Origin of the sequence: Paenibacillus sp. NPDC101420 (genome assembly GCF_050277435.1) — a bacterium.
In the GTDB taxonomy this organism is placed as follows: Bacteria; Bacillota; Bacilli; order Paenibacillales; family Paenibacillaceae; genus Paenibacillus_AQ.
Genome location: NZ_JBNNSE010000001.1, coordinates 1337190 through 1361465, shown reverse-complemented (window position 1 = coordinate 1361465; position 24276 = coordinate 1337190). Strand labels below are relative to the sequence as shown.

General features: G+C 42.2%; 12 protein-coding genes. 5 read left to right on the top strand and 7 right to left on the bottom strand.

Annotated elements, in window-relative coordinates; translation table 11 throughout:
- Positions 1 to 105: 105 nt before the first annotated feature.
- From ACQKMP_RS06030 to ACQKMP_RS06020, 3 genes are all read left to right on the top strand, one after another.
- Positions 106 to 1026: an ABC transporter ATP-binding protein gene (locus ACQKMP_RS06030; RefSeq protein ID WP_427469010.1), complete on the top strand. Its 921-nt coding sequence runs from the start codon at positions 106 to 108 to the stop codon at positions 1024 to 1026.
- Positions 1019 to 1711, top strand: a complete 693-nt coding sequence (locus ACQKMP_RS06025; protein ID WP_379422545.1) for an ABC transporter permease — start codon at positions 1019 to 1021, stop codon at positions 1709 to 1711. Before ACQKMP_RS06030 ends, ACQKMP_RS06025 begins: the two co-directional genes overlap by 8 nt.
- Before the next feature lie 206 nt (positions 1712 to 1917).
- The gene (locus tag ACQKMP_RS06020) at positions 1918 to 3558 is read left to right on the top strand and encodes a PAS domain-containing sensor histidine kinase (protein WP_427469009.1); all 1641 of its coding nucleotides are present in this window, start codon (positions 1918 to 1920) and stop codon (positions 3556 to 3558) included.
- A gap of 60 nt (positions 3559 to 3618) precedes the next feature.
- Here ACQKMP_RS06020 and ACQKMP_RS06015 read toward each other — a convergent pair whose 3' ends face one another.
- The 6 genes from ACQKMP_RS06015 to ACQKMP_RS05990 form a co-directional block, all read right to left on the bottom strand.
- Entirely contained in the window at positions 3619 to 4470 is an 852-nt protein-coding gene (locus tag ACQKMP_RS06015) for a DegV family protein (RefSeq protein ID WP_076300004.1), read from the bottom strand.
- A 155-nt stretch (positions 4471 to 4625) separates the two neighbouring features.
- Positions 4626 to 5489 carry an AraC family transcriptional regulator gene (locus ACQKMP_RS06010; RefSeq protein ID WP_188114583.1) on the bottom strand — a complete coding sequence of 288 codons (864 nt, stop codon included), beginning with the start codon at positions 5487 to 5489 and terminating at the stop codon, positions 4626 to 4628.
- A 144-nt stretch (positions 5490 to 5633) separates the two neighbouring features.
- Positions 5634 to 7316 (bottom strand): glycoside hydrolase family 13 protein, encoded by a 1683-nt coding sequence (locus tag ACQKMP_RS06005; protein ID WP_427469008.1) that lies wholly within the window; start codon positions 7314 to 7316, stop codon positions 5634 to 5636.
- A 94-nt stretch (positions 7317 to 7410) separates the two neighbouring features.
- Positions 7411 to 9729 (bottom strand): glycoside hydrolase family 65 protein, encoded by a 2319-nt coding sequence (locus ACQKMP_RS06000; RefSeq protein WP_339246382.1) that lies wholly within the window; start codon positions 9727 to 9729, stop codon positions 7411 to 7413.
- 297 nt (positions 9730 to 10026) lie between these two features.
- Complete coding sequence (pgmB, locus tag ACQKMP_RS05995) at positions 10027 to 10683, bottom strand: beta-phosphoglucomutase (RefSeq protein ID WP_042186321.1); 657 nt, start codon at positions 10681 to 10683, stop codon at positions 10027 to 10029.
- Between the two features lie 223 nt (positions 10684 to 10906).
- On the bottom strand, positions 10907 to 11953 hold the full coding sequence (locus ACQKMP_RS05990; protein ID WP_042186323.1) for a LacI family DNA-binding transcriptional regulator: 1047 nt from the start codon (positions 11951 to 11953) through the stop codon (positions 10907 to 10909).
- Between the two features lie 744 nt (positions 11954 to 12697).
- On the opposite strand from ACQKMP_RS05990, the gene ACQKMP_RS05985 reads away from it, so the two are divergent.
- A complete protein-coding gene (locus tag ACQKMP_RS05985) occupies positions 12698 to 20212 on the top strand; it encodes a pullulanase (protein ID WP_427469007.1) in 7515 nt (2504 codons plus the stop codon).
- A 168-nt stretch (positions 20213 to 20380) separates the two neighbouring features.
- Here the strand turns inward: ACQKMP_RS05985 and ACQKMP_RS05980 are convergent, their stop codons facing one another.
- Entirely contained in the window at positions 20381 to 22126 is a 1746-nt protein-coding gene (locus ACQKMP_RS05980) for an alpha-glycosidase (protein ID WP_427469006.1), read from the bottom strand.
- Positions 22127 to 22917: 791 nt separating this feature from the next.
- Between ACQKMP_RS05980 and ACQKMP_RS05975 the strand changes: the two genes are divergently transcribed.
- Positions 22918 to 24252, top strand: a complete 1335-nt coding sequence (locus ACQKMP_RS05975; protein WP_042186329.1) for a sugar ABC transporter substrate-binding protein — start codon at positions 22918 to 22920, stop codon at positions 24250 to 24252.
- Positions 24253 to 24276: the final 24 nt, after the last annotated feature.

The window sequence follows — 24276 nt, the reverse complement described above, 5'->3', positions numbered from 1 at the left end:
TGTACAGCTTAAGATTTTTGTAAGAATCGAGTAATAAAAAAGAAAATTCTGCTGTGTACAATAAGAACTAAGGAAGACGAGACGAAAACAAAGGGGAGCGCGGAAATGACTACAATACTTCGAACAAGAAATTTAACGAAAACCTATCAAGGCAAAGAAGCCGTTAGCAATGTGAATATGAATATTAAACAAGGTGAAATTTATGGCTTTCTTGGACCGAACGGTGCCGGCAAAACAACGGTCATGAAAATGATCACAAACCTCGTTAAGCTGACGAGTGGCGAGATTGAATTTTTTAATGAAAAAATGACAAATCATTCGTATGAAATGCTCAAACGGATGGGCTGCATCATTGAATATCCAGTGTTCTATGATAAACTCACAGCCAAGGAAAACCTGATCCTGCATGGAGAATACATGGGCTATTATGATCCGCAAGCGATTGGTGAAGCGCTGGAGCTGGTAAAGCTTACGGGTATTGATAAAAAGCCGGTGAAGCAATTTTCGCTTGGGATGAAGCAGCGCCTTGGTATTGCCAGAGCCTTTATGACGAAACCGGAGCTACTCATTCTGGATGAGCCGATTAATGGACTAGACCCTGTGGGAATCAAAGAGATGCGTGAAGTGTTCCGGATGCTTAGCCGTGAATATGGAATGACGTTACTTGTATCTAGTCATATTCTGGGGGAAATCGAGCAGATTGCTGATACTATCGGTGTGATCCGGCAGGGTGCTCTGGTAGAAGAGGTGGCGATGGATTCCATTCGCGGTCAAAATACAGAATATATCGAAGTGGTTACGAATGAGATTAACAAAGCAGTGTACGTGTTGGAGCACAAGCTTGGCCTCAATAACTTCAAAGTACTTGATCATATTACAGTAAGAATCTATGACGGCGGAATCTCACAACGTGATCTGAATAAGGCGTTAGTGCTAGCAGACGTGGAGATTGAGAGCATCAGCAAGAAACAACATACGCTGGAAGATTATTTTTTACAATTGATTGGGGGTGAAGGCGTTGCTTAAATTAATATCTTTGGAGATTCGGAAGAATAAGCTAAAGACTCTTCTTACAGGGGCAGCAATCGTCAATCTCGCTATTCTTGGGTTTATGATTATGGTTTTATTCGTTGATCGAAATGAGAATGAACCGTCGTTCGCTTCTTACGCAGATATGTTTGAGGGTGTGTTCGTTTTTGTTAAGGCTGCTTATATTATTTTCGCTTCCGTTATTATTAGCAAGCTGGTGATTGATGAGTATAAGAACAACACGATTACTCTTCTCTTCATGTACCCTATCTCACGTAAAAAGCTAATGACTGCGAAAATATTGATAGTGTTCGCCTTCACATTTGTTGCCATCATCGTGTCAGACATTGTAGTTGGAGCTATGCTAATAGGATTTAATTCGTTTGTAGGGCTTATCCCGGGTGAGTTAAACCTTCCTATAATCACTTCAGAGCTGATCAAGTTAGGCGCAAACGCATTTTACGCAGCGGGGATTGCTCTGATTCCTTTGTACTTTGGAATGAAGAAAAAATCAGTTCCTGCCACCATCGTCTCGGCGGTGTTAGTTACGTCCCTAATTTCTGGTGGATTTGATCAAGCACGCTTAGGTAATTTAGCGGCGGTGTCGATCTCGCTTGGCTTGATTGGAGCAGGTATTGCCTATATGGCGATTCGCAATATTGACCATAAAGATATAGCCTAAATTATTTATAGAAATCCCTCTTAAGAATCTCAGTACGATGTGTAAGTCATCGTGGTCGGGTTCTAAAGGGGGATTTAGTGTTTATCTGCGACCGGTTAAAGTATATTTGCTATAATGGTCAAAATAGAAGAATTTAAAATTTAAGATGATTTCCGCTCATTTTAGGGTAATGATAATGGATGAGAGAGCCTGAGGTGAAATGAATTGTGGATAAAGACTGGACGTCCATTCTAACACGATTGCTTTCGGAAGAGAGCGCTTATAAATCGTTATATGACCATCATCCTAATTTGATATTTGTGTTGGATCGGCAAGGTCGCTGCGTAGGAACGAATCGTACGTTCTGTCTAGAATCCAGTGCAGAAGCATCGTTCCAAGATATAGGTCTGACAGCACTTAAAAGAATATACCTTGTTGATGTAGCTAGTTTTGAGGCTGCCCTGCAAGGGAATCCCTCTAGCTTTGAATTGCAAGATCTGAACAATCCCAAAGCGGACGTTGTGAAGGGAAACTTTATTCCTATAACGATAGACGAGGGAATTGTTGGGGTATTCGCGATCATACAAGTGGATAACAGCAACTATCATCATTATTCGGAAGTGTTACATGACTGGCTAAACGCATTAGCAGATTCTTTTCATGCTAAATTATCGAATAAGGTAGAACTAGAGTCAAACTTCAAATCTACTTTTGCTGCTGAAGTCGAAGATAAACGAGCGAACCTTATTCTGAACTCCGTCTCAGCTGGAATATTCGTACTAGATAATATAGGGCGAACGCTCTTTATTAACCGTGAGGGAGCAGATATGTTAGGTTACCAGCCTACAGAATTGGTTGGCCTGAAACTGATGGAATATATTCATCAAATCCAAGGCGATGGCTCACGTTATTCAACCCCTGATTGTCAGATTAGTCTTACAATTGCAGATGGAATTATCCGCAGGAAAGATGATGAGATCTTCTGGCGTAAGGATGGAACCAGCTTTTTTGTCAATTATCGGGTGTCGCCTCTTATGGATGGGGGGATGATCTCAGGAGCAGTTATTGCTTTTAGTGATATCACGAATGCGAAAGAAATCATTCGCGCTAAAGAATCTGCAGAACAGGCGGCGCAAGCCAAATCTGACTTCTTAGCGATGATGAGTCATGAAATTCGGACACCGATGAATGGAATGATAGGGATGTCAGATCTTTTACTTGAAACTGATCTTGGAGAAGAACAGCGGGGGTATGTCGAGATTTTACGAAGCTGTAGTTACACGCTTTTACAGATCTTGAATGACATTCTTGATTTCAGCAAGATGGAAGCGGGTAAAATGCCACTGCAAACCGAATCGTTTGAACTTCGAAAGATGATATCGGACATTATTGATTTATTTACGCCTAAAGCCGAAGAGAAGAAGCTGGCCTTGCGGTGGTGGGCGGATACGAGTGTTCCAACAACGTTACTGGCTGATCCGATCCGTTTGCGACAGATTATTGTCAATCTGGTTGGAAATGCTCTGAAATTCACTGAACATGGGAGTGTTACACTATCGGTTAAGAACATTCCACTTTCGGATTCAAAAGAATATTTATTGGAATTCTCTGTCCGTGATACAGGTGTTGGGATTGCCGATAATAAACTCAATTTATTATTTCAATCCTTCTCACAGCTGCACCCGATCATCAACCGTAAATATGGCGGTACAGGGTTGGGACTCGCTATTTGTAAGCAGCTGGTTGAGCTGATGGGTGGGACAATCTTTGTAGAAAGTGAAGAGAATAAAGGTTCAACATTCCGGTTTATGTTACCCTTCATAAAAAAAGAGGTCGAGTTAAATTCAACTTCAAATCAGGAGGGGTAAACGCACAAATCCCCGGTTCATTGACTTACGAAGCAATGACCGGAGATTTGCGTTAGAATATTAATCTTGAAGCATATACATGAGACCTACAGTATGTGGGCCACAATGGCTACCAATAACACAACCTGCGTTGAGGATAGCGATCTCATTCACTTGAGTTTTCTCTCGTATCGCTGTCTCTAGATAGCGAGCATCTTCTTCCGCTAAGGTATGAACAACGATGAGCAGCTCTTTATCCATCCGATCGACGTTAACCAAGGCGTTCTGGAGCATTTGTTCCACGGCTTTTTCTTTTTTGCCACGAATTTTACTAGTAGGTACGATGCTGCCGTCTACAAGTCTAAGAACAGGACGAATTTTTAGCAGACTACCGATGAAATTCTGCATACCTGAACAGCGTCCACCCATATATAAGTAATCTAGCGTATCTACCACGAATTCTGTTTCTACAAGATTACGACTCTGCTTCAGCATAGCTGCAATCTCAATGGCACTGTAACCTTTTTCAGCGGCTCTGACAGCTTTCATAACGAGAAGAGCGATGCCTCCACATAAGGTCTGTGAATCAATAACCTGTACACGCCCCTCTGGGAATTCCCCAGCAGCCAAAAGTGCATTCTGATATGTAGAGGATAATGATGAGGAGAGACTGATATATACAATATCATCTCCACGGCTAATTACCGGATGAAAAGCGGCGATAAAGTCAGCTGGCGAAGGCGCGGCCGTCTTTGGCAATACTCCGCTTGCTGCGACACGGCGATACACTTCTTCTGGTGTGATATCTTCACCATCTTTGTAGGTTCCTTCTTCAAACACTACGTAAAGGGGAACGATGCCGATATTAAAAGTATCCTTCCAGCCTTGAGGCAAATCGGAAGTGCTGTCTGAAAATATTTTTACAGTAGACATGAATTTCTCCTTCACCGATAATCGGACGACAATAGTCATTATTGAATCACATAATCTATTTATTATACCAAGATTAAGCCGATTCTCAAAATGAAATCGTAGAAATTCTGAAAGAAAGAAAGACTATCCGGAATTCCGAATAGTCTAAGTAAGTATTAATTTTTTTTCATAACCGGTATCCAGATCTCGCAGCGATAATCCTCTGCATCAGGTCTTCCCGGAAGGTATAACTCAAACTCCGGTCCTCCTGTATGTTCATAGCCTGTTGCAGGGAACCACTCCTGAAAGATCCGTGACCATGCTTGCTGAATAGCATTCGGCATTGGCCCTACTGAGGTGAACACAGCCCAACTCGCAGCTGGTATCGTCGTAGAAGCAAAGCCCTGAGCGTCCGTCTCTGGAGAGGCTTCGACAGCAATCCAATAGGAGAAGGTTTCTTTTTCGTGATTGAAATCTTTACAAATACCAAGGATGTCCTTATCAACACCGATCTCAATCAGCTTATCCGACGTACCATTTTCATTAGCTTCAATCCACAGCTGGGGGATACGGCGTAAATTCTCCCCATCTTTCGTTGTCATTTCCTCTACTAGTCCGATAACATTAAAAGCGTCTCTTGTCTCAATTCTGTAGTCCATTTCTTTATCTCCCTTCAGTGATAGATGGAAGGAGAGTCTAGGGAAGGCTTTGAGCTGTACCCCTGACTCCCGCGCAGCAGAAGGAGTAATTCCATGTGCTTTGCGGAATGCTTTGGCAAACGACTCGGGAGAGTCATATCCGTATTTTAATGAGACATCTAGCACCTTAACTTTAGAAATAGCGAGTTCCTGTGCCGCCAGAGTTAGTTTGCGTTTACGGATATAGTCTTTGACTGATACTCCGGTGAGCATGTAGAACATACGCTGGAAGTGAAAAGGGGAGGAATAAGCAACCTTTGCTATATCTTCTATATTAAAGGTTTCCTCCATTTTGCTCTCCATATAATCTAAAGCTTCTTTCATGCGGATAAGCCATTCCAAGCCTGCCATCTCCCTTTGAGTTCATACTAACATGCCACCATTTGCAAATCCTGTTATTCCTTGCTCTCTAATGACAGGTTGCTGATGGAAGAATAATCTTAACAAAATCATCCTATATAGTATAACTCAGGAAGGTGGAGAGAGTCAGCTTTGTAATCTGTACACTCTTGCTTCGTAAGGACGCAGAATTTCTCGTGTTGGTGATTCATCCGGGTAATTTCCAATGATTAAATCAGTAACGGTGCTCAGCTCAGCGGAGAGATCAACGGTTTGAGGGGCCTCGTTGAAGTTCAGCAGGATCAGCCATTGTTCATCCTCTAAAGTTCTTGTATAAACATAAAGGTTCACATGATCAGGCAGTAGCAGCTTATATTCTCCATATACCATAATCGGATTTTTTTTGCGTAAAGCAATTAATTCCTGGTAGTAGTAGAAGATTGAATCAGAATCCGCCAATGCTTGCTCCACATTAATTTCCTTGTAAATCGGATTTACTTTGAGCCATGGTTCTCCTTCTGAAAATCCGGCATTAGCAGATGCATCCCATTGCATTGGGGTACGGGCATTGTCTCGGCCTTTGACATGGATAGCGTTCAGAATCGTTTCATGATCTGCGCCACCCTCAGTTACTTTTTCACGGTACATATTCAGAATTTCGATGTCTTTATAATCTTCCAGCGTTGTGAATTTTACATTCGTCATCCCAATTTCTTCACCTTGGTAAATATAAGGGGTGCCTTTAAGTGTATGTAGTAAGGTAGCGAGCATTTTGGCAGATATTACGCGATACTTCCCATCATCACCAAATCGTGAAACCATACGCGGCTGGTCATGATTGTTTAAGTACAGACTATTCCAACCCTTTTCAGCCAAACCGATCTGCCATTTATGAAGTATGCCGCGCAGTTTAGTTAATGTCCATGGGGCTACATCCCATTTGCCTCCTGGGCCGGAATCTACGTCCATATGCTCGAATTGGAATACCATTTGAAGTTCTTCACGATCTTCGTCAGTGTAAAGAACGGCATCCTCTACTGAAGCCCCTGGCGTTTCCCCGACGGTCATAATGTCATAGCTTGAAAGAACTTTTTGGTTCATTTCATGTAAAAACTCATGGACCCGGGGGCCATTCATAAAGTAATCGCCACCCCAAGCAAGTTCCTCTGGCGCCTCGCCCTCGATTTGGAAGGAAGGTAGCCCTTCTGCTTTAGAAATCAAATTAATGACGTCCATCCGCAATCCATCCACACCCTTGTCGAGCCAGAAGGTAATCATCTTGTATAATTCCTCGCGCAGCTTTGGATTGTCCCAGTTGAGATCCGGTTGCTTGCGTGAGAACAGATGTAGATAGTATTCACCGGTAGTCTCATCTAGTTCCCAAGCCGGACCGCTGAATATGGAACTCCAATTGTTTGGACGTTCGCCATTCGGTCCACCTGGACGCCATATGTAGTAATCACGGTATGGATTATCTTTTGACGAACGGGACTCTACGAACCATTGATGTTCATCAGAAGAGTGGTTGATTACAAGATCCATCATTAGCTTAATGCCACGATCATGCAGTCCAGTCAGTAGTTCCTCCCAGTCTTTTAGCGTGCCGAACTCATCCATAATATCTTCGTAATCGCTGATGTCATAACCATTATCATCATTTGGCGATTTATACACTGGTGACAACCACACTACATCGACACCGAGCTTCTGCAAATAATCCAGACGTGAAATGATGCCTTGCAGATCTCCAATACCGTCACCATTACTATCTTGAAAGCTGCGTGGATAGATTTGATAAACGACAGCTTCCTTCCAAAAGGTTCTTTTCATTAATAATCACTCCTTATATAAGTTATCCATTTAGGAAAAAAATAAAGAGACCCTAAAAAGCTATTGGCTTCAAAGGGTCTCTTGTGGTGTCGGTTTATACTGTGACGGAATTGCTGTCAGCAGTGATGCTGCTTAGTCCGTTCACGGTATATTCTTTGTCATAGATAGTAATAGAAGCTGGAATATCAGTTTCATTCGTAACCGTAACCTGTGCGTCCGAAACGCTTACTTTTAGACGGGAGCCGCGGAACATGATTTTGAAAGAGTACGCTGTCCAGTGACCTGGGTTCGATGGGCTTAGAGCCAGTCTGCCATCATGAACACGTAATCCGCCGAAGCCATGTACGATTGACATCCAAGTACCGGCCATACTAGTGCTGTGTAAGCCGTCTTCGGTATCATTGTTATAGTTATCAAGATCCAGTCTTGAAGTACGCAAGTACATTTCATAAGCCTTATCCTTATATCCTAGTTCGCTGGCTAGAATAGAGTGGATACAAGGGGATAGGGAGGACTCATGAACAGTGATCGGCTCGTAAAAGTCGAAATTCCGTTTTTTTGTATCCAGATCGTAGCGGTCCCCTAGGAAATATAATCCCTGCAGAACGTCTGCTTGTTTAATAAAGCAAGAACGAAGGATACGATCCCAAGACCATTTTTGGTTTAGCGGCAGGTTCTCAGCTGCCAGATCCTTGACTTGAATAATCTCTTTATCTAGGAAGCCATCTTGTTGCAAGAAGATACCCATTTCTTCATCTGCAGGATAATACATTTTGGCAATGATATCATTCCATTTTGCAGTTTCGCTCTCTTGGAGTCCTAGTTTATCAACTAGTTCTGCATAGCGTGTGGATTCGTTCTTTTTCAGATAATCCAGAGCTTCTAAGGTATATTCCATAGTCCAGGAAGCCATCCGGTTGGTGTACCAGTTATTATTTACGTTATTTTCATATTCATTAGGTCCCGTTACGCCAAGCATCACGTATTTGTCTTTACGATTTGCATAGTGAACACGTTCTTCCCAGAAGCGGGAGATTTCCACCAGAACTTCAAGGCCATATTGACCAAGATAAGCTTTGTCTCCTGTGTAGTTTACATAGTTGTAAATCGCATAAGCAATAGCACCGTTACGGTGAATTTCTTCAAATGTAATTTCCCACTCATTGTGGCACTCTTCGCCATTCATTGTAACCATTGGGTACAATGCGCCTTTTGCGAAACCAAGCTTACGAGCATTTTCCTTAGCCTTTTCCAAATGCTTGTAACGGTAGATCAACAGGTTGCGAGCAATAGAGGAGTCTGCTGTACTGAGATAGAAGGGAACGCAATACGCCTCTGTATCCCAGTAAGTGCTGCCGCCGTATTTTTCACCTGTAAAGCCTTTAGGTCCGATGTTCAGACGGTCATCTTCACCATTGTAGGTTTGGTTTAGCTGGAAAATATTGAAACGAATCGCTTGCTGTGCCGAAACGTCACCTTCAATAATGATGTCGCTTTCTTTCCATTTCTCTCTCCAAGCTTCTATTTGTTCTGTCAGAAGGGTTACAAAACCAGCTTCCTTAGCAGCTTGCAAAGCAGTTTGAGCGGCATCGACCAATTGTCCAAGACCGTGATTACGCGAGGTTACGTTAGCAACATATTTATAAATGACGACTTGATCGCCAGATTGTACGGATACATTCATTTTGCTGGCTACATATTTCTCTTGTTCAATAGCTTCAGCATCAGCGTTGACTTTCTCACCATTGACAAGGATATCAAAAGCCATAGCAGAGGTTACATGGAAATCGAGTTTTTTAGTCTTAAGGGTGAGGTGTCCACCTTCAGTGCCTGCTTGCTTCTCAACTTCATTCCAGAATTTCTCGTCGTAGTTGGAATCCTTGTTCTTCACGTCACCGTCGAGATAAGGAGTGATCGTAATCTTGCCTGAGAAATTCACAGGAATGATGGAGTAACGAATAGCACCGATTTCTTGACGAGTCATGCTGACGAATCGGATACTCTCAACTTTAACTTCCTTACCATCTTCGAGTGTGGCAGTGAAACAACGGGAAAGCGTACCTTCCTTCATGTTAAGAACACGACGGAAATCGGAAACCGTACATTTTGCCAGGTCTAAAGGAGTTCCTTCAATGTCGATGTTAATACCGATCCAGTTCGTGCTGTTCAGTACTTTAGCAAAATATTCAGGATAGCCGTTCTTCCACCAGCCGACCCGTGTTTTGTCAGGATAGTACACGCCAGCCATGTAGCTGCCTTGTAGGCTACTTCCACTATATTGCTCTTCAAAATTAGCTCGACCACCCATAAATCCGTTGCCAAGGCTAAATACACTTTCAGAGATTTCTTGTGTCTGTGGATCAAAGGATTCTTCAATAATGGACCATTCATCAATTGTTAAATATTGTTTCACGATAACCGGCTCCTTTAAATATGTTGTGGGGATATATAATGAACTATATCTCTACTTTGGTGCTTGTGAGTCGCTCCGCTGGCGAAAGGTTGTTCCGATCGCTGTTGTCCCCAGATGCTTAAATTTGAAGAATTAAAGGTGAGCATCTGGGGACAAAGGCGAACGCTAGCGCTTCTACACAATCCTTTCGCCATCTCCACTTCAAGCGTACCTCTAGATATACATATTTCATTTATAAGTGGAATGCAGCAGGGCGAATCACATTAACACTTTCAGTTGATTAATGTTCGTTAGACTTTAAGCAAAAGATTTTTTGAGTTGTGACACACTCATATGAGCGAGCGATGGAACAACGATATTCGCCGCATTGAGCGTTTCCGGTGAACCAATACCAACGCTGAACATTCCAGCACGCGACGCAGCTTCAATTCCTGCTTCTGCATCTTCGAAGACAACACAGTGTTTAGGATCAGCGCCAAGTGCTTTAGCTCCTAAAAGAAAAACTTCCGGATCAGGTTTAGCAGCACTTGTGTGTGTGCCATCGATGATTGCATCAAAGTAAGGGGTCAATCCGGTATTATTTAATATCGTCATTGCGTTCTTACTAGCAGACCCGAGGGCAACTTTGATGCCATTCTCACGGCACTCTTTCAGAAAATCAAGCGCACCTGGCAAAATCTCTGAGCTGTCCATTTTCGCAATATATTCGACATATCGATTATTCTTCTGTTCCGCAAGCTTAGCTTTCTCTTCTTCATCGATAGTTAGTCCGCCGATTTCCAGCAAAATATTTAGCGAGGCAGTTCTGCTAACTCCTTTAAGGCGTTCGTTATCTTGTTCTGTGAAGAGAAACCCTAATCCATCTGCAAGCTCTTTCCATGCGATATAATGGTATTTGGCAGTATCAACGATAACACCATCCAAATCGAACAAGCAGGCTTTAATTTCCGTCATTGTAGTACCTCCTAAAATTTGTGACAGTATCGTGATCCATTGGGTTATCGTATCTGAATTTGCTTTCAATTCGTATAAGCTTTGCTAAAGATGTTAAGTTTATCTTAACCTCAGATTCGAATATTCACCCTGAAAAGAACTGGATCAAGAAGTTTTAGTAATTTAGCGCAAACGTTTGTACAGATTTTCAAAAAATAAATGAAGCGTTGATCGCTTCACTTATTCATTCGGTTTTGTTCTTAGCATGTGAGTACATGGATGACTCTCTCACGATCAAGCGATGTGGAATAACAAATCGGTTTGTATAACCAGCATCGTGATTCGGACTCTTGATATTCTGAATAAGTACCTGAGATGCAGTGTAGCCAAGATGATAAATTCCAATATCAATACTACTGATCGGAGGGCTGGATAATTCAGATAATGGAATATTGTTAAAGCTCACAATAGCGAGATCGTCAGGCACTTTGTATTTCAGCTCATTCAATCCACGTAAAATTCCGAACGATACCATATCATCCACTGCAACTAGAGCAGTAGGCCGATTAGGCAAATTCATGAAAAAAGACATCGCTCTATATCCGCTATCCTGTAGAAATTCACCTTCTACAATCCATTCATCACGCATTTCAAGACCGCTATTCAGCAGTGCTTTACGGTATCCTGCGAGACGATCGCGAGAAACAATTAGATTAGGCGGTCCACTTACGAAGCCAATACGTTCATGACCCATTGAAATGAGGTGGTTTGTAGCATCATATGCTGCCATCACATTATCGTTATCGACAGATAAAATATTCTCATATCGATCACTTCGGCCTACCAGTACGAATGGATAATCGTTACTCTCTAGAAAATCAATAACAGCATCATCTGTACGAGAGTAAAGCAGAATAACACCATCTACTCGACGACCCTTTAGAAGTCTTGAAACGGCTTCCAATTCTTCCTTCTCGTTTGCTCCGGAGCTAATTAACACGTCGTAGCCGGAACGGCTAGCTTGTGTAACGATCCCTCGGATTAATTCCATAAAAAATAAATTTGAGAACAGCTCTTCAGCTGGTTTAGGAAGACTGAAGCATATGCTATTTGTAGTTTTCGACACTAGACTCTTAGCCATCATGTTAGGTGTATAGCCCATATCTTCCATAATAGCTTTGACCTTGCGGGAAGTTTCCAGGCTGATTCTGGGGTGATTGGACAATACCCGGGATACCGTGGAGGGAGATACTCCCGCTTTCTTGGCCACATCCTTAATGGTAACTGTCATAGAAACCTCCTTATGGAACCGTTTGCTTTACACAGTAATATTAATCTAAGAGTTCTAAATTGTAAATAGATAAAGTCATTTGGAAGGGCAATATTGCTACTTTTGGAAAGAGTATTAGAAATTTATGTGTAAAATTGTTTGTTTTCACCAAAAAAGTATGAATGATTTAGCAAGATTGATCTTAATATGTATAAAAGATATCCAATTTCATCGAGAGGAGCATTTCGTAAATGCAAACGTGTGGCTTGAATTTTTTGGAACAATTTGATTCGAGGAATGGAATTAGAGTGACAGTCAAAAAAACGGATAAATCCTAAATGGGATTATCAGGTTCACTTTTCTTTATTTTTACTTTTATGATAATTTGAGTTCGTTAAACACATAAAAATACTGGTTGACAATACCATAAATACAGCATTAGTATGTAAATCAAAATATAGCAAGCGTTTACATTGGGTGATTTTGGATCGATATCAGTTGTGTTAAGGAATGAATTTTATGTACTTAGGTTTGTGCACGACTATTTGCAAACGTTTGCACTAAATTCATGATTTTGGTGTTGATCTTTAACTTTGATGGGAGGATGATGCTGTTAATCCGGTTTGACGAGCCGCACACATAGACCTTCTCCAACCACAGAAGGAAGACGCATGATTTCATAACCCCAGAATAATTGGCGGGGTTCGAGAAATTATGTATCCGCTTGCACAAAGGGAATTCATAATTATGGGAGGTTATACAAAAATGAAAATAACTTTATGGGGTAAGAGGACGTTCGCGATCTTTATGATCGTTGCTCTTGTGTTCTCTAGTCTCGGCTTACACCCAGTTAAGGTTTCAGCAGAAACGACAAAGGTAGTTTTGGTCGGTGATTTGCAATCACAGTTTATTTCTACTGGGGCGGAAAATCCCGGCAAGGATTGGGATGAGACATCAGTAGTCACCCAAATGACTTACTCAGGCGATGGGTTGTATTCTTTTACTGGGACTCTGCCAGCGAAAGAATATAATTATAAGGTTGCTCTGAACGATAGTTTTGATGAGAGTTATGGCTACGGAAATTACACCAATCCTAATGGAGTTAATAATAAAGGCGATATCCACATCAAGCTAGAAACAGAAACGACTGTAACCTTTTATTATAATGACATCACTCATAAAATAGCTGATTCTACGTATTACACGCCAATTACGCCTAAATTGACAGGAAACCTGCCAGCAGAGGCGTTGTCCACATTAACAGATCCGGATTTTGATGGTGTGTACAGTAGAGTTGTTACTGTGCCGCAGGGAGATTACACATATAAGGTTTCTGTTCCAGGAGCCACAGAAGCAGAGGATATGTCTTATCCAGAAAGCGATCTAGCGTTGAGCCTACCGTTAGATCTTAAGGTAACCTTCAAGTACAATACTGCAGATCACAGTGTGACCGCAGAATATAAAATTCCTACTGAACCTGTAGAGGTTACACCTGTTCCAGCAGGGCACATTCGTGTTCACTACAAAGCTAGTGATTACACCGATAAGGGATTGTGGTTATGGGGTGATGTTGTAAGCCCTTCTGTTGATTGGGCTATGGGTGCGACCCCTTTTCCTGATGGACAAATGGATTCCTATGGTGCATATGTTGATGTGCCGATTAAGGATGGGGCTAAGAAAATCTCATTCATCGCACTTCAGCGTGCAAGTGGTGCTAAAGATGGAGGAGATAAGAACTTCTCGATTAATACTCCACAAACTAATGAAGTATGGATCACAGAAGGCTCTGATGTAGTTACGCCTTATGAACCGGTTAAGCTTCCGGCAAATACCGTTCGGATCCATTATATGAGATCAGATTCCAATCAAAGTCAGTATGGATTATGGTTGTGGGAAGATGTAGCAGTTTCACTTAAGGATTGGCCTAAAGATGCAATTCCATTCCAAGCCGATCAAGTAGGTCGCTTTGGTGCTTATATTGATATTCCATTGAAAGAAGCTGCAAAAAAAATTGGGTTTCTCGTAGTGAACCCGTTGAATGGCGATAATAAAGACGGCGGTGACAAAGGATTTACTCTACTGGATCGTTACAACCAGCTGTGGATAAAAGAAGGAGACAACAATGTATATGTTTCACCATTTGGTGAAACACCTATCGGTTTAGTATCTGCTGAAGTGTTGTCGACGAGCAAAATCCTTCTTGGTTTCACGTTAACTGACGGCTTGGATGCAGCAGCATTGAAGAATGAGATTACCGTTAAAGATAAAGACGGTGTTGCTATTCCTGTATCGGCTGTAACCATTACTAGCAAAACTTCAATTGAAGTTGATACAAAAGCCTTTGATCTGGATAAAGTTCCGCTTAGCGTTACTTATTCAGGCAAAACGGTCTCTGCGGCTAGTGGTTGGAGAATGCTTGATGAAATGTACAATTATACAGGAGATGATCTAGGGGCTACGTACAACGCTGACAAAACAGCCACGTTAAAATTGTGGGCTCCTAAAGCTAGCTCGGTTGTCGTAAATGTGTACGATAAGAATGACTCCAACGTGCTTGTGGGCAGTGTTGACTTAACGAGTGGAGATCAAGGGGTCTGGTCGGTTGATTTGAAGCCGACTGATTTGACAGGCACGACTACAAACGATGTAAGAGGATTCTTTTATCAATATGAAGTGACGAATGACGGTGTAACCAATAAGGTCCTTGATCCTTATGCTAAATCAATGGCGGTATTTACTATGGATACCACAGGTACAGCTGGTGCTGGCGGGGATACAGTCGGTAAAGCGGCTATCGTTGATTTAAGACTGACGAACCCGGATACCTTTGGTTATGCTGATATTAAAGGCTACGAAAAACGCGAGGACGCAATCATTTATGAAGTCCACGTCAGAGACTTTACATCCGATGTATCGATCGAAGATAGTCTGAGTGGCGAAAGATGGGGCTCTTATAGCGCTTTTGAAAAGAAGCTCGATTATATTAAATCTCTCGGTGTAACTCATATTCAATTACTTCCTGTAATGGCTTGGTATTACGGGGATGAGACGAAGATGGGGACTAGAGAAACAGAATATTCCGCTAAAAACAATGAATACAACTGGGGATATGATCCTCACAACTACTTCTCTCCAGATGGTGCTTATTCGCAGAAACCTGCTGATCCTGAGGCACGGATTAAAGAATTAAAAGGTTTGATTGACGCCGTACATGAAGCTGGAATGGGTGTCATTCTGGATGTAGTGTACACACATATGGCTAAAAAAGAATTCTTAAACGACATCGTACCTAATTACTACGCGTTCCAAGATGCAAATGGCAACTTTATCGGAGGTTTCGGAAACAATCTGGCCACTAACCATAAAATGGCTGAGAAGTTGATGGTTGATTCCGTGAAATACTGGTTTGAAGAGTACAAGATAGATGGAATGCGCTGGGATATGATGGGCGATGCGACAGCGGAGGCTGTTCAGAATGCTTATGATGCCGCGGCAGCAATAAATCCGAAGGCACTTTTTATCGGTGAAGGCTGGAGAACATTCGGCGGTGCCGCAGCCGATCCTTCCCTTGCTGGAAAAGGGGCAGATCAGGACTGGATGGATAAAACGGATAGCGTCGGTGTTTTCTCTGATGAATTCCGTAATGAATTGAAATCTGGTTATGGTTCCGAAGGTCAACCTAGATTTATTACAGGCGGAGCGCGTCCAATAGCGACAATCTTTAACAATATTAAGGCGGAGCCCTCAAATACGCCTGCTGATGATCCAGGTGATATCGTTCCGTACATCGAAGCGCATGATAACCTGACGCTGCACGATGTTATTGCACAAACGATCAAGAAAGATCCTGCCATTGAGAAGAATGAGCTTGAAATCCAGAAACGGATTAGACTTGGAAACATGCTTGTTCTAACCTCCCAAGGCACTGCCTTCATTCATGCAGGCCAGGAATATGGGCGTACCAAGCAATGGAATAGCACTTCGATTCCTCAGGATAAATACACTGAAATGTTTGATAGTGAAGGCAAATCCTTTGGTTATTTTATTCATGATTCGTATGATTCTTCGGATGCTGTCAACATGTTTGATTGGACCAAAGCAACGGATGAGTCACAATTCCCAGTACAGAACACGACAAGAAAATATACGTCAGGGCTGATGGAATTAAGAAAGTCTACCGATGCATTCCGATTGGGCGACAAGGATCTGGTTGATTCCAATGTTAACCTAATTCCTGCACCAGAAATGAAGACCGATGATCTTGTCATTGGCTATTCAAACAAAGCTACTGATGGCACAGGTATCTATTATGTCTTCATGAATGGCGATAGCACAGCTAGAACTCTGACTTTATCGGAGGATTTGACGAGTGGTCAGGTGCTTGTTGACAATGATGAAGCTGGTGTTACTGCGGTTAGTCAACAGAGTGGTTTCATTTTAAATGCGAGTTCAATCAAGCTTGATCCTTTGACTGCAGTGATTATCAAAATGGAAGCTGAAGCCGCTACGCTTACTTCTATAGAGACCGATAGTGCAAGCTACACGCTTGCAGCAGGCAATACGCATCAAACAGCTGTTTTTGCGAAGTACGACGACAACAGCAGAAGAAATGTTACGCAATTGGCTACTTATACTTCCAATAAGCCTGAAGTGGCTACAGTAACCAATAAAGGTCAAGTGAAGGCAATTGGTAATGGAACAGCTGTAATTACCATTACTTATGGCGGTATTTCTACAACCGTTACAGTTAAGGTTACGGATAAGAGATATGTTCTGTTCACTTATACCCGTAGTGATAAGGATTATAAGGATTGGAACATCTGGGTCTGGAATACAGGAGTTAAAAATGATCAGATTGATTTTACAACCTTTAAGAATGGCACAGCGAGTGTTTTGATTGAGGTTGCTGAGAATGCGACAAGTGTAGGGTTCGTCATTCGTAAAGGTGAAGGGGATGATCCTTGGAAGTATAAGGATGCATACGGGGATGACCGTATCATTCCGCTGACGCCTGGTGAATTATTCACTAAAGTGAACGTTACTAGCGGGGTGAAGGAGTTTGATATCAAACCAAGTATTAGCGGTCCTATCCTTAAGGATGGAACGATTACTTTTAGATATCGCGATGATGCCTTGTTCCGTAATGGAAATATGGATGGGATCACAGCTGCAAAAGTAAAAGTGAATGGAAAAACATATCCAATGGTTTATGATTCCGCTAACGAGTGGTTCACTTACACGTTGACTGATTTAGTAGAAGGTACGTATAAGTATACGTTCTTGATCACGAAAAACGGAATCACTACTGAATTTACAGATCCTAAGAATACAGTGAATGATGAATCTATTGTTGTGTATCATATTCCTGACGTTAAGATTACGACATCCGTGAATCCGGAAGCAGTTGCATCTAATCAGAATGCGGTTGTAACCATCAATGTAGTGACTTCAGAAGAGGTAACATATTCAGAGGGATACATGGATTTAACCAATCTTGGAGGACCAAGCAAAGTTAAGCTGGATACGGAGCTGATGAAGCAGACAGTTGCTGTGAAGGACACGGTGTCAGCGGGGATCAAAAATATTCCGATTACGCTCGTGGACCAGTACGGAAATGCACATAAAGAAAATGCTAAACTCGAGGTAAAAGCGAGAACCTACACAGGTGATAAGCTGGATTTTGATTGGGATGAGGCTCGTATATACTTCGCGCTTACAGACCGCTTCAAAGACGGAGATCCAACAAATAATGAGAATGTAGATAAAGATCAACTGGAAGCATACCACGGTGGTGATTTCCGAGGAATGATCGACAATCTCGATTATTTGCAAGAACTTGGTATTAACACGCTTTGGATTACGCCAATTGTAGATAATATTGATTTTAATAAAGGTGATGGCTTCAAACAATACGGATATCATGGCTATTGGGCCAAGGACTTTACAAAGCTTGACGAGCATCTTGGTGATATGGAGACCTTCAAGGAATTGATCGAAAAGGCACATGACAAGGGCATCAAGATCATGGTCGACGTTGTACTCAATCATACGGGCTACGGTTTAAAGGCTGAGGATAAAGAGCCGACGATTACAGCTGAGGATAAAGCACGTTTTGAAGGAATGCTTCGTACGGATGGTATATCCGCGGATACAGATCCAATCAAAGGCGAGCTTGCAGGATTGCCGGATTTCAAAACGGAAGATCCAGCCGTTCGTGAAAAAATTATCGCTTGGCAAACAGGGTGGTTAGATAACGCTCGGACGGAACGTGGAGATACGATTGACTATTTCCGTGTGGATACAGTCAAACATGTAGAAGATACAACTTGGAAAGCATTTAAAAATGCACTGACTTCAATTGATCCAAACTTCAAAATGACCGGTGAATACTTCGGCGGAACCATTGATAGCAATGGTGGAATGCTTGAAACAGGCCAGATGGACGGACTGCTTGATTTTGGATTTAATGATGCTGCGAAAGACTTTACTGATGGTAAAGTTAACAGTGTTGATTCCTATTTGCAGGAACGGGAGTTAAAGATTGATAACACGAAGATGATGGCTCAATTCCTGAGTAGTCATGATGAGGATGGCTTCTTGTCTAATTATGTGGATGGAGATAAAGGCAAGCTGAAAATCGCAGCCGCTCTGCAAATCACAGCCAAGGGACAGCCAGTCATTTACTACGGAGAAGAACTGGGGAAATCGGGTAAAAATGCAGGAGACATGTCTAAAGGTGAGTTCAGTGAGAACCGTAAAGATATGCCTTGGGATCAGTTGACTGCAGAAAAGCCACTTCATGATCATTATCAGAAGCTGTTGAATATCCGTGCAAAATACTCCAAAGTGTATTCTAAAGGTACGCGCACGAAGTTGGCAGGTTCAGATGATTTAGGTTATTTAGCCTTCAATAAGTCTTACGATAATGAGAACGTCGTGACGGTTATTAACACTAAAACAAGTGAGGAATCCGCAACGATTCCAGTACCGTTTGCTGCCAATTCATCTGTAAAGGATGAGTACAGCGGTAAAACATACACGGTATCCGAAGATCAAAAAGTAATCATTGATCTACCAGGTAGAGATGATGGGGGTACGGTTATTCTAGCTGCTGTATCTAAAGTGACACCAACACCAACCTCAGGTGGTGCTGTAGTTAGCCCAACAACTCCTGCTGATATGCAAGTTGTCAGTGAGGACAGTTTGAAGAATGGTAAAGATGGAAAGGTACAAATCGATATTGCTGCAGGTAAGACAGCGGTATTGTTACCGTTGCAAGCAGCAAAAACATTGGGATCTAATGATCTAGTATTTAAAGTGGGGGATCTATTACTTACTATCCCTAACAAACTGTTAAGCACAATACCAAGTTTAGCTTCAGGTGTGGATGCGGAAGGTGCTCAAATCCTGTTGGAGCTGAAACCATTGGTCCAGTCTGCTACAAAAGAATTAATCGACGGTTTAAACAAAGAGGTGGGGACCGTAACTTCGCTTTCTGATGTGTTTGAACTGAGACTTAGCATTCTGAAGAAAGATGGTACCCGGATTGTAGTTAAGAAGTTCGATGAGCCAATTACGATATCGTTTAAGATTAAAGGCCAATCGAATAAAGATTTATTGGGCATCTACTATTTAGGCGATAATGGCGAGCTTGAGTACGTAGGTGGACAGCTGAATGGAGACGTGATATCTACACAAGTCACGCACTTTAGTAAATATGCCGTATTAGAGATTGTGAAGTCGTTTGAGGATGTTCCAACTACTTATTGGGCATTCCATGCCATTCAGTCTCTTGCTGCAAAACAAATTGTTTCAGGGGTTACGACAACCGAATTTAATCCGAAGAGCAATGTTAGTCGTGCGGAATTTACCGCATTACTAGTTCGTGCACTTGGTTTAAATGCGGAAGGGCCGGTTCAATTTACTGATATCAAGTCAGATGCATGGTATTCATCATACGTAGCAACAGCGTCTAAGCTGGGCATTGTTAGTGGTCGAAGCAAGGATACTTTTGCGCCGAATGCTTCCATTACCCGTGAGGAAATGGCTATCATGGTGATCCGTGCGCTTGAAGTGAAGTCTGGTAAGAAGATCGAACCAGCAGTGGGTGTCACGACATTTGCAGATGCATCTAGCATTAGCAAGTGGGCAGATAGCTACGTGAAGACAGCAGCAGGCCTAGGGCTTCTCCAAGGCAGAGAGAACAATCAATTTGCTCCAAAAGGGTGGATGACCCGCGCCGAAAGCGCACAGATTATTTATACACTACTGAGCAAGTAAACTGGACTTCGGTGTGCTGATTGTTAGTGCACCGAAGTATTAGTAGTTGGCTAGTAATGTGAATGTCATTCTTAGTCATCTCTAATAGAAAACAGGGTATCCCACAGCTATCATAGCTAGTGAGATACCCTGTTTTGTTATGTTTTATACGGCCAAAGGCATTTAAATCTAGTTGATTGCTTTAAGTATAGCGAAACCATAAGCAGGCATCTTCACGTTCAGCTTGCCACGCTCAGAACGCACTGTATCGGCCGTGAACAAGTTCTCCCAATTTCGCTCGTCTACGTCAATACGGAACGTTTGGGCGGTCTCTTCGCTATTGATCAGTACAACTATAGTCTCAAGATCCAATCGGCGCTCATAGGCTATCTTACTGCCTTGTCGACCTGCCTCTAAGAAAGTAAATGTCCCCGTACGAAGTGCAGGTTGCTCATTGCGGATTTGAATGAGCTGACGGTAGAATTCGAACAGATCACGATCCTGCTTCTCAGGGTTCCACTCCATGCATTTACGACAACCTGGATCACCTTCACCGTCCATTCCGAACTCGTCGCCATAATAGATACAAGGAGTACCCATAAAGGTGAACTGGAATAGTGCAGCTAATCGCATTTTATTTTTGTCCCCAGCAGCCAGCGTAAGTAAGCGTGGAGTGTCATGACTATCTAACAGATTGAAGGCAACTTCACTTGCTTGCAGTGGGTAGCGCGATAACTGTCTACCAATAGAGTTGGCAAACCCCTCTGCATCAAGGTTACCATGAACAAAAAAGTCTAAGACAGCATCAGTGAAGGGATAGTTCATGACGGCATCGAATTTATCACCCTCCAGCCACGGAGCAGACTCATGCCAGATTTCTCCAAGGATGTAGGCCTCCGGATTAGCGCGCTTTACCACCTTGCGGAATTCACGCCAGAAATCATGATCTACTTCATTGGCTACGTCGAGGCGCCAACCATCGATTCCAACTTCTGTAATCCAGAATTCAGCGACCTTCAGTAAGTACTCTTTAACTTCAGGATGTTCGGTATTAAGCTTTGGCATATGTGGTTCAAACGCAAAAGTATCATAAGTAGGAATCCCCTTTACAACTTGAAGCGGAAACTCACGAATATGGAACCAGTCTTTATAAATGGAGTCTTCTCCCTTTTCCTGAACATCTAAAAATGGAGCGAAGGTTCCACCAGAGTGGTTGAATACTGCGTCTAACAGCACACGAATACCACGTTTATGGCAGAGGTCGACGAGTTTTTTTAACGTTGCAATATCCCCGAAATGCGGATCAACTTTCATGTAATCTTCTGTATCGTATTTATGATTAGTAGTTGCAGTGAAGAGTGGTGTGAAATAAATAGCATTGATGCCAAGCTCGTTAAGATGATCCAGATGATCAATAACCCCTTGCAGGTCCCCGCCAAAAAAATTGGTTGGTGTTGGCTCTGCTCCCCATGGCTGAACATCTTTAGGATCAAGGCTAGGGTCGCCATTTGCAAAGCGTTCAGGAAAGATCTGATAGAATACAGCATCCTTTACCCAGGCAGGTGGAGTGAACACATCAACGGGGTTAATAAATGGGAACTCGAAAAGCTTGTTTGGATTTTCTGGCCGGTTCGTTTGAAAATCATTTTCGGTCATCCAAACCTTCTCGTTATCCTTTTGCAGTAAGAATCCGTATTTCAATCGGCGATAGATGGGAACTGAAGCACATTCCCAATAATCGAACATCGCATCAGAGGTGAAAAGGGTCATGGGAATTAGCTCTTTCGTGGTATCCCAAGTGTACTTATCCCCTGCAAAAGCAAATACTTCTGTTAAATCCCCTTTTTTAGCGCGGAGGCGCAAGTGAATCGTACTCTCATTATAGGCATAAGACCAATTTAACCGCGGGCGATGGTACACAGCTTCCAGTAACATGAATAAGTCCTCCTAAAGTTTTGTAAGACCAGCTTCGGCAAAACTACCTCAAAAGCATACGCTTAAGTTTTGTGAGCGATACTTTCCCGAACCATTCACCACAGCGCGTGGGGTTTAGAATGTCGCTATTGTTAATGGTTGCACAGTTTTTTATGCAACATGCGCAAATGATGAGGCAAACTTGCACATAACAAAGAGGCACAACCGCCGCGAAGTAGCTTGTCCGAGGTTGTACCTTTCATAAGTAACATTGCCTTTTAGTTATATAGAACAGGAGGCAGACAATAGATGCAATGACTCATGTTGGATTGCCTCTTAACGATTTGGATTATAGCATGGAATAAAAGGGCTTTCAATACTCTTGTTCAAACCATTGCACAAATTTTCACTTGAGTATATGAGCGTTTCTACTGCCCGATAATTGTAAATCTACTGGAAAAGTGAATTTGTGGTATATCAGGGGCAAATAAAATAGCAATTCCATTTTTAAACACATGAAATATCGATTAATTAAAAGATATCATGTGAAAAATGGAGATAAATGCCTATATTGTTTATCAATTAATGGAAAATGGTCAAATATGGTATGTGCAAACGTTTTTAAAAACAAACGATACTGTTGTATGATGTATTCATGAATGAAGCGCTTTCTTGATCTGCTAAATGCAGCTTTAGAAGGAGTGAGCTAAAAGAATAACTTTTTTTTTAGCTTTTCTGAAATCGTTTGCGCAAGTTTCTGCTCTACTATTTTATCATCTTATGCTTTTTTAAAATTGGGAGGGGTTAAAGTAATGAAGTTAAAAAAAGTGATGGTTATCACCGCTGCTGTCTCTATGGCACTGTCCGTTACAGCGTGTGGTTCGAGTAACAATGGGAATGCCGGGGGTAACAACGCAGCAAAAGCTACTAATGCTGCTAATAACACTACAGAGACTGCAGCGCCAGAGGGCACAGATGCAGCAGCGACAGATGAGATTGTACCTGAAGATGGAGCGACTCTAGTTGTATGGGAAAGTAAGGAAGAAAGACCATTCGCAGACGAAATTGCTAAGCAGTTCACAGCAAAATATAACGTTCCAGTCAAGATTGAAGAGTTGGCACCACCAGATCAAGTAACTAAACTTACTCAAGATGGTCCTTCAGGATTAGCAGCAGACGTTATCCTTATTCCTCACGACAACTTAGGTAAAGCGGCAAGTGCGAGCTTGGTTCTTCCTAACGATGTCTTCGGTGAAGAAACAAAAGCTAGCAATACTGAAGCTTCGATTATCGGATCTTCGTATGAAGGCGAATTGTATGGCTACCCAAGAGCAGCAGAAACTTATGCATTGTTCTACAATAAATCACTTGTTAAAGAAGCACCTAAGTCTTTCGACGATGTTCTTGCTTTCAGCAAAACATTCACAGATAAATCCAAGAACAGATACGGAATTATGTGGGAAGTAGGAAACTTGTACTTCAACTACATGTTTATCGCTTCCGATGGCGGATATCTGTTCGGTAAAGACGGTACAGATAAAGACGATATCGGACTTGCTAATGATGGAGCTGTTGCAGGACTTAAAGAATTTGTGAAAATGAAAGAAGCATTGCCAATTAAGAGCGGGGATATCAACGCTGATATCAAACGCAGCTTGTTCAACTCAGGTGATGTAGCAATGGATATCACAGGTCCTTGGGAGCTTGGAGGATACAAAGCAGCGCTTGGCGACAACCTTGGTATCGCACCGATCCCTACAGTGAATGGCAAAACAGCCATTACATTCTCTGGTATCAAAATTTTCGCAGTTAACTCGTTTACTCAATATCCGAATGCTGCTAAATTGTACGCGCATTTTGCATCAAGCAAAGATGCTCAATTGCTATTGAACAAAACGATCGGTTCTGTTCCTACAAACAACGAAGCGCTTCTTGATCCACAAATCGTTAATGATCCATTTGTATCCGCTTTTGCAGCACAAGCTAAGAGCTCCCAGCCTATGCCTTCTATCCCTGAAATGGGTAACGTTTGGAGCCCAGTAAATGCAGCACTTCCAGAAATTTGGGATAAAAATGTGGATCCAAAAGCAGCTATGGACAAAGCCGTTCAACAAATCAAAGATTTGAACAATAGTTCATCGCAATAAGGATCATAAATCACAGTCTTAACA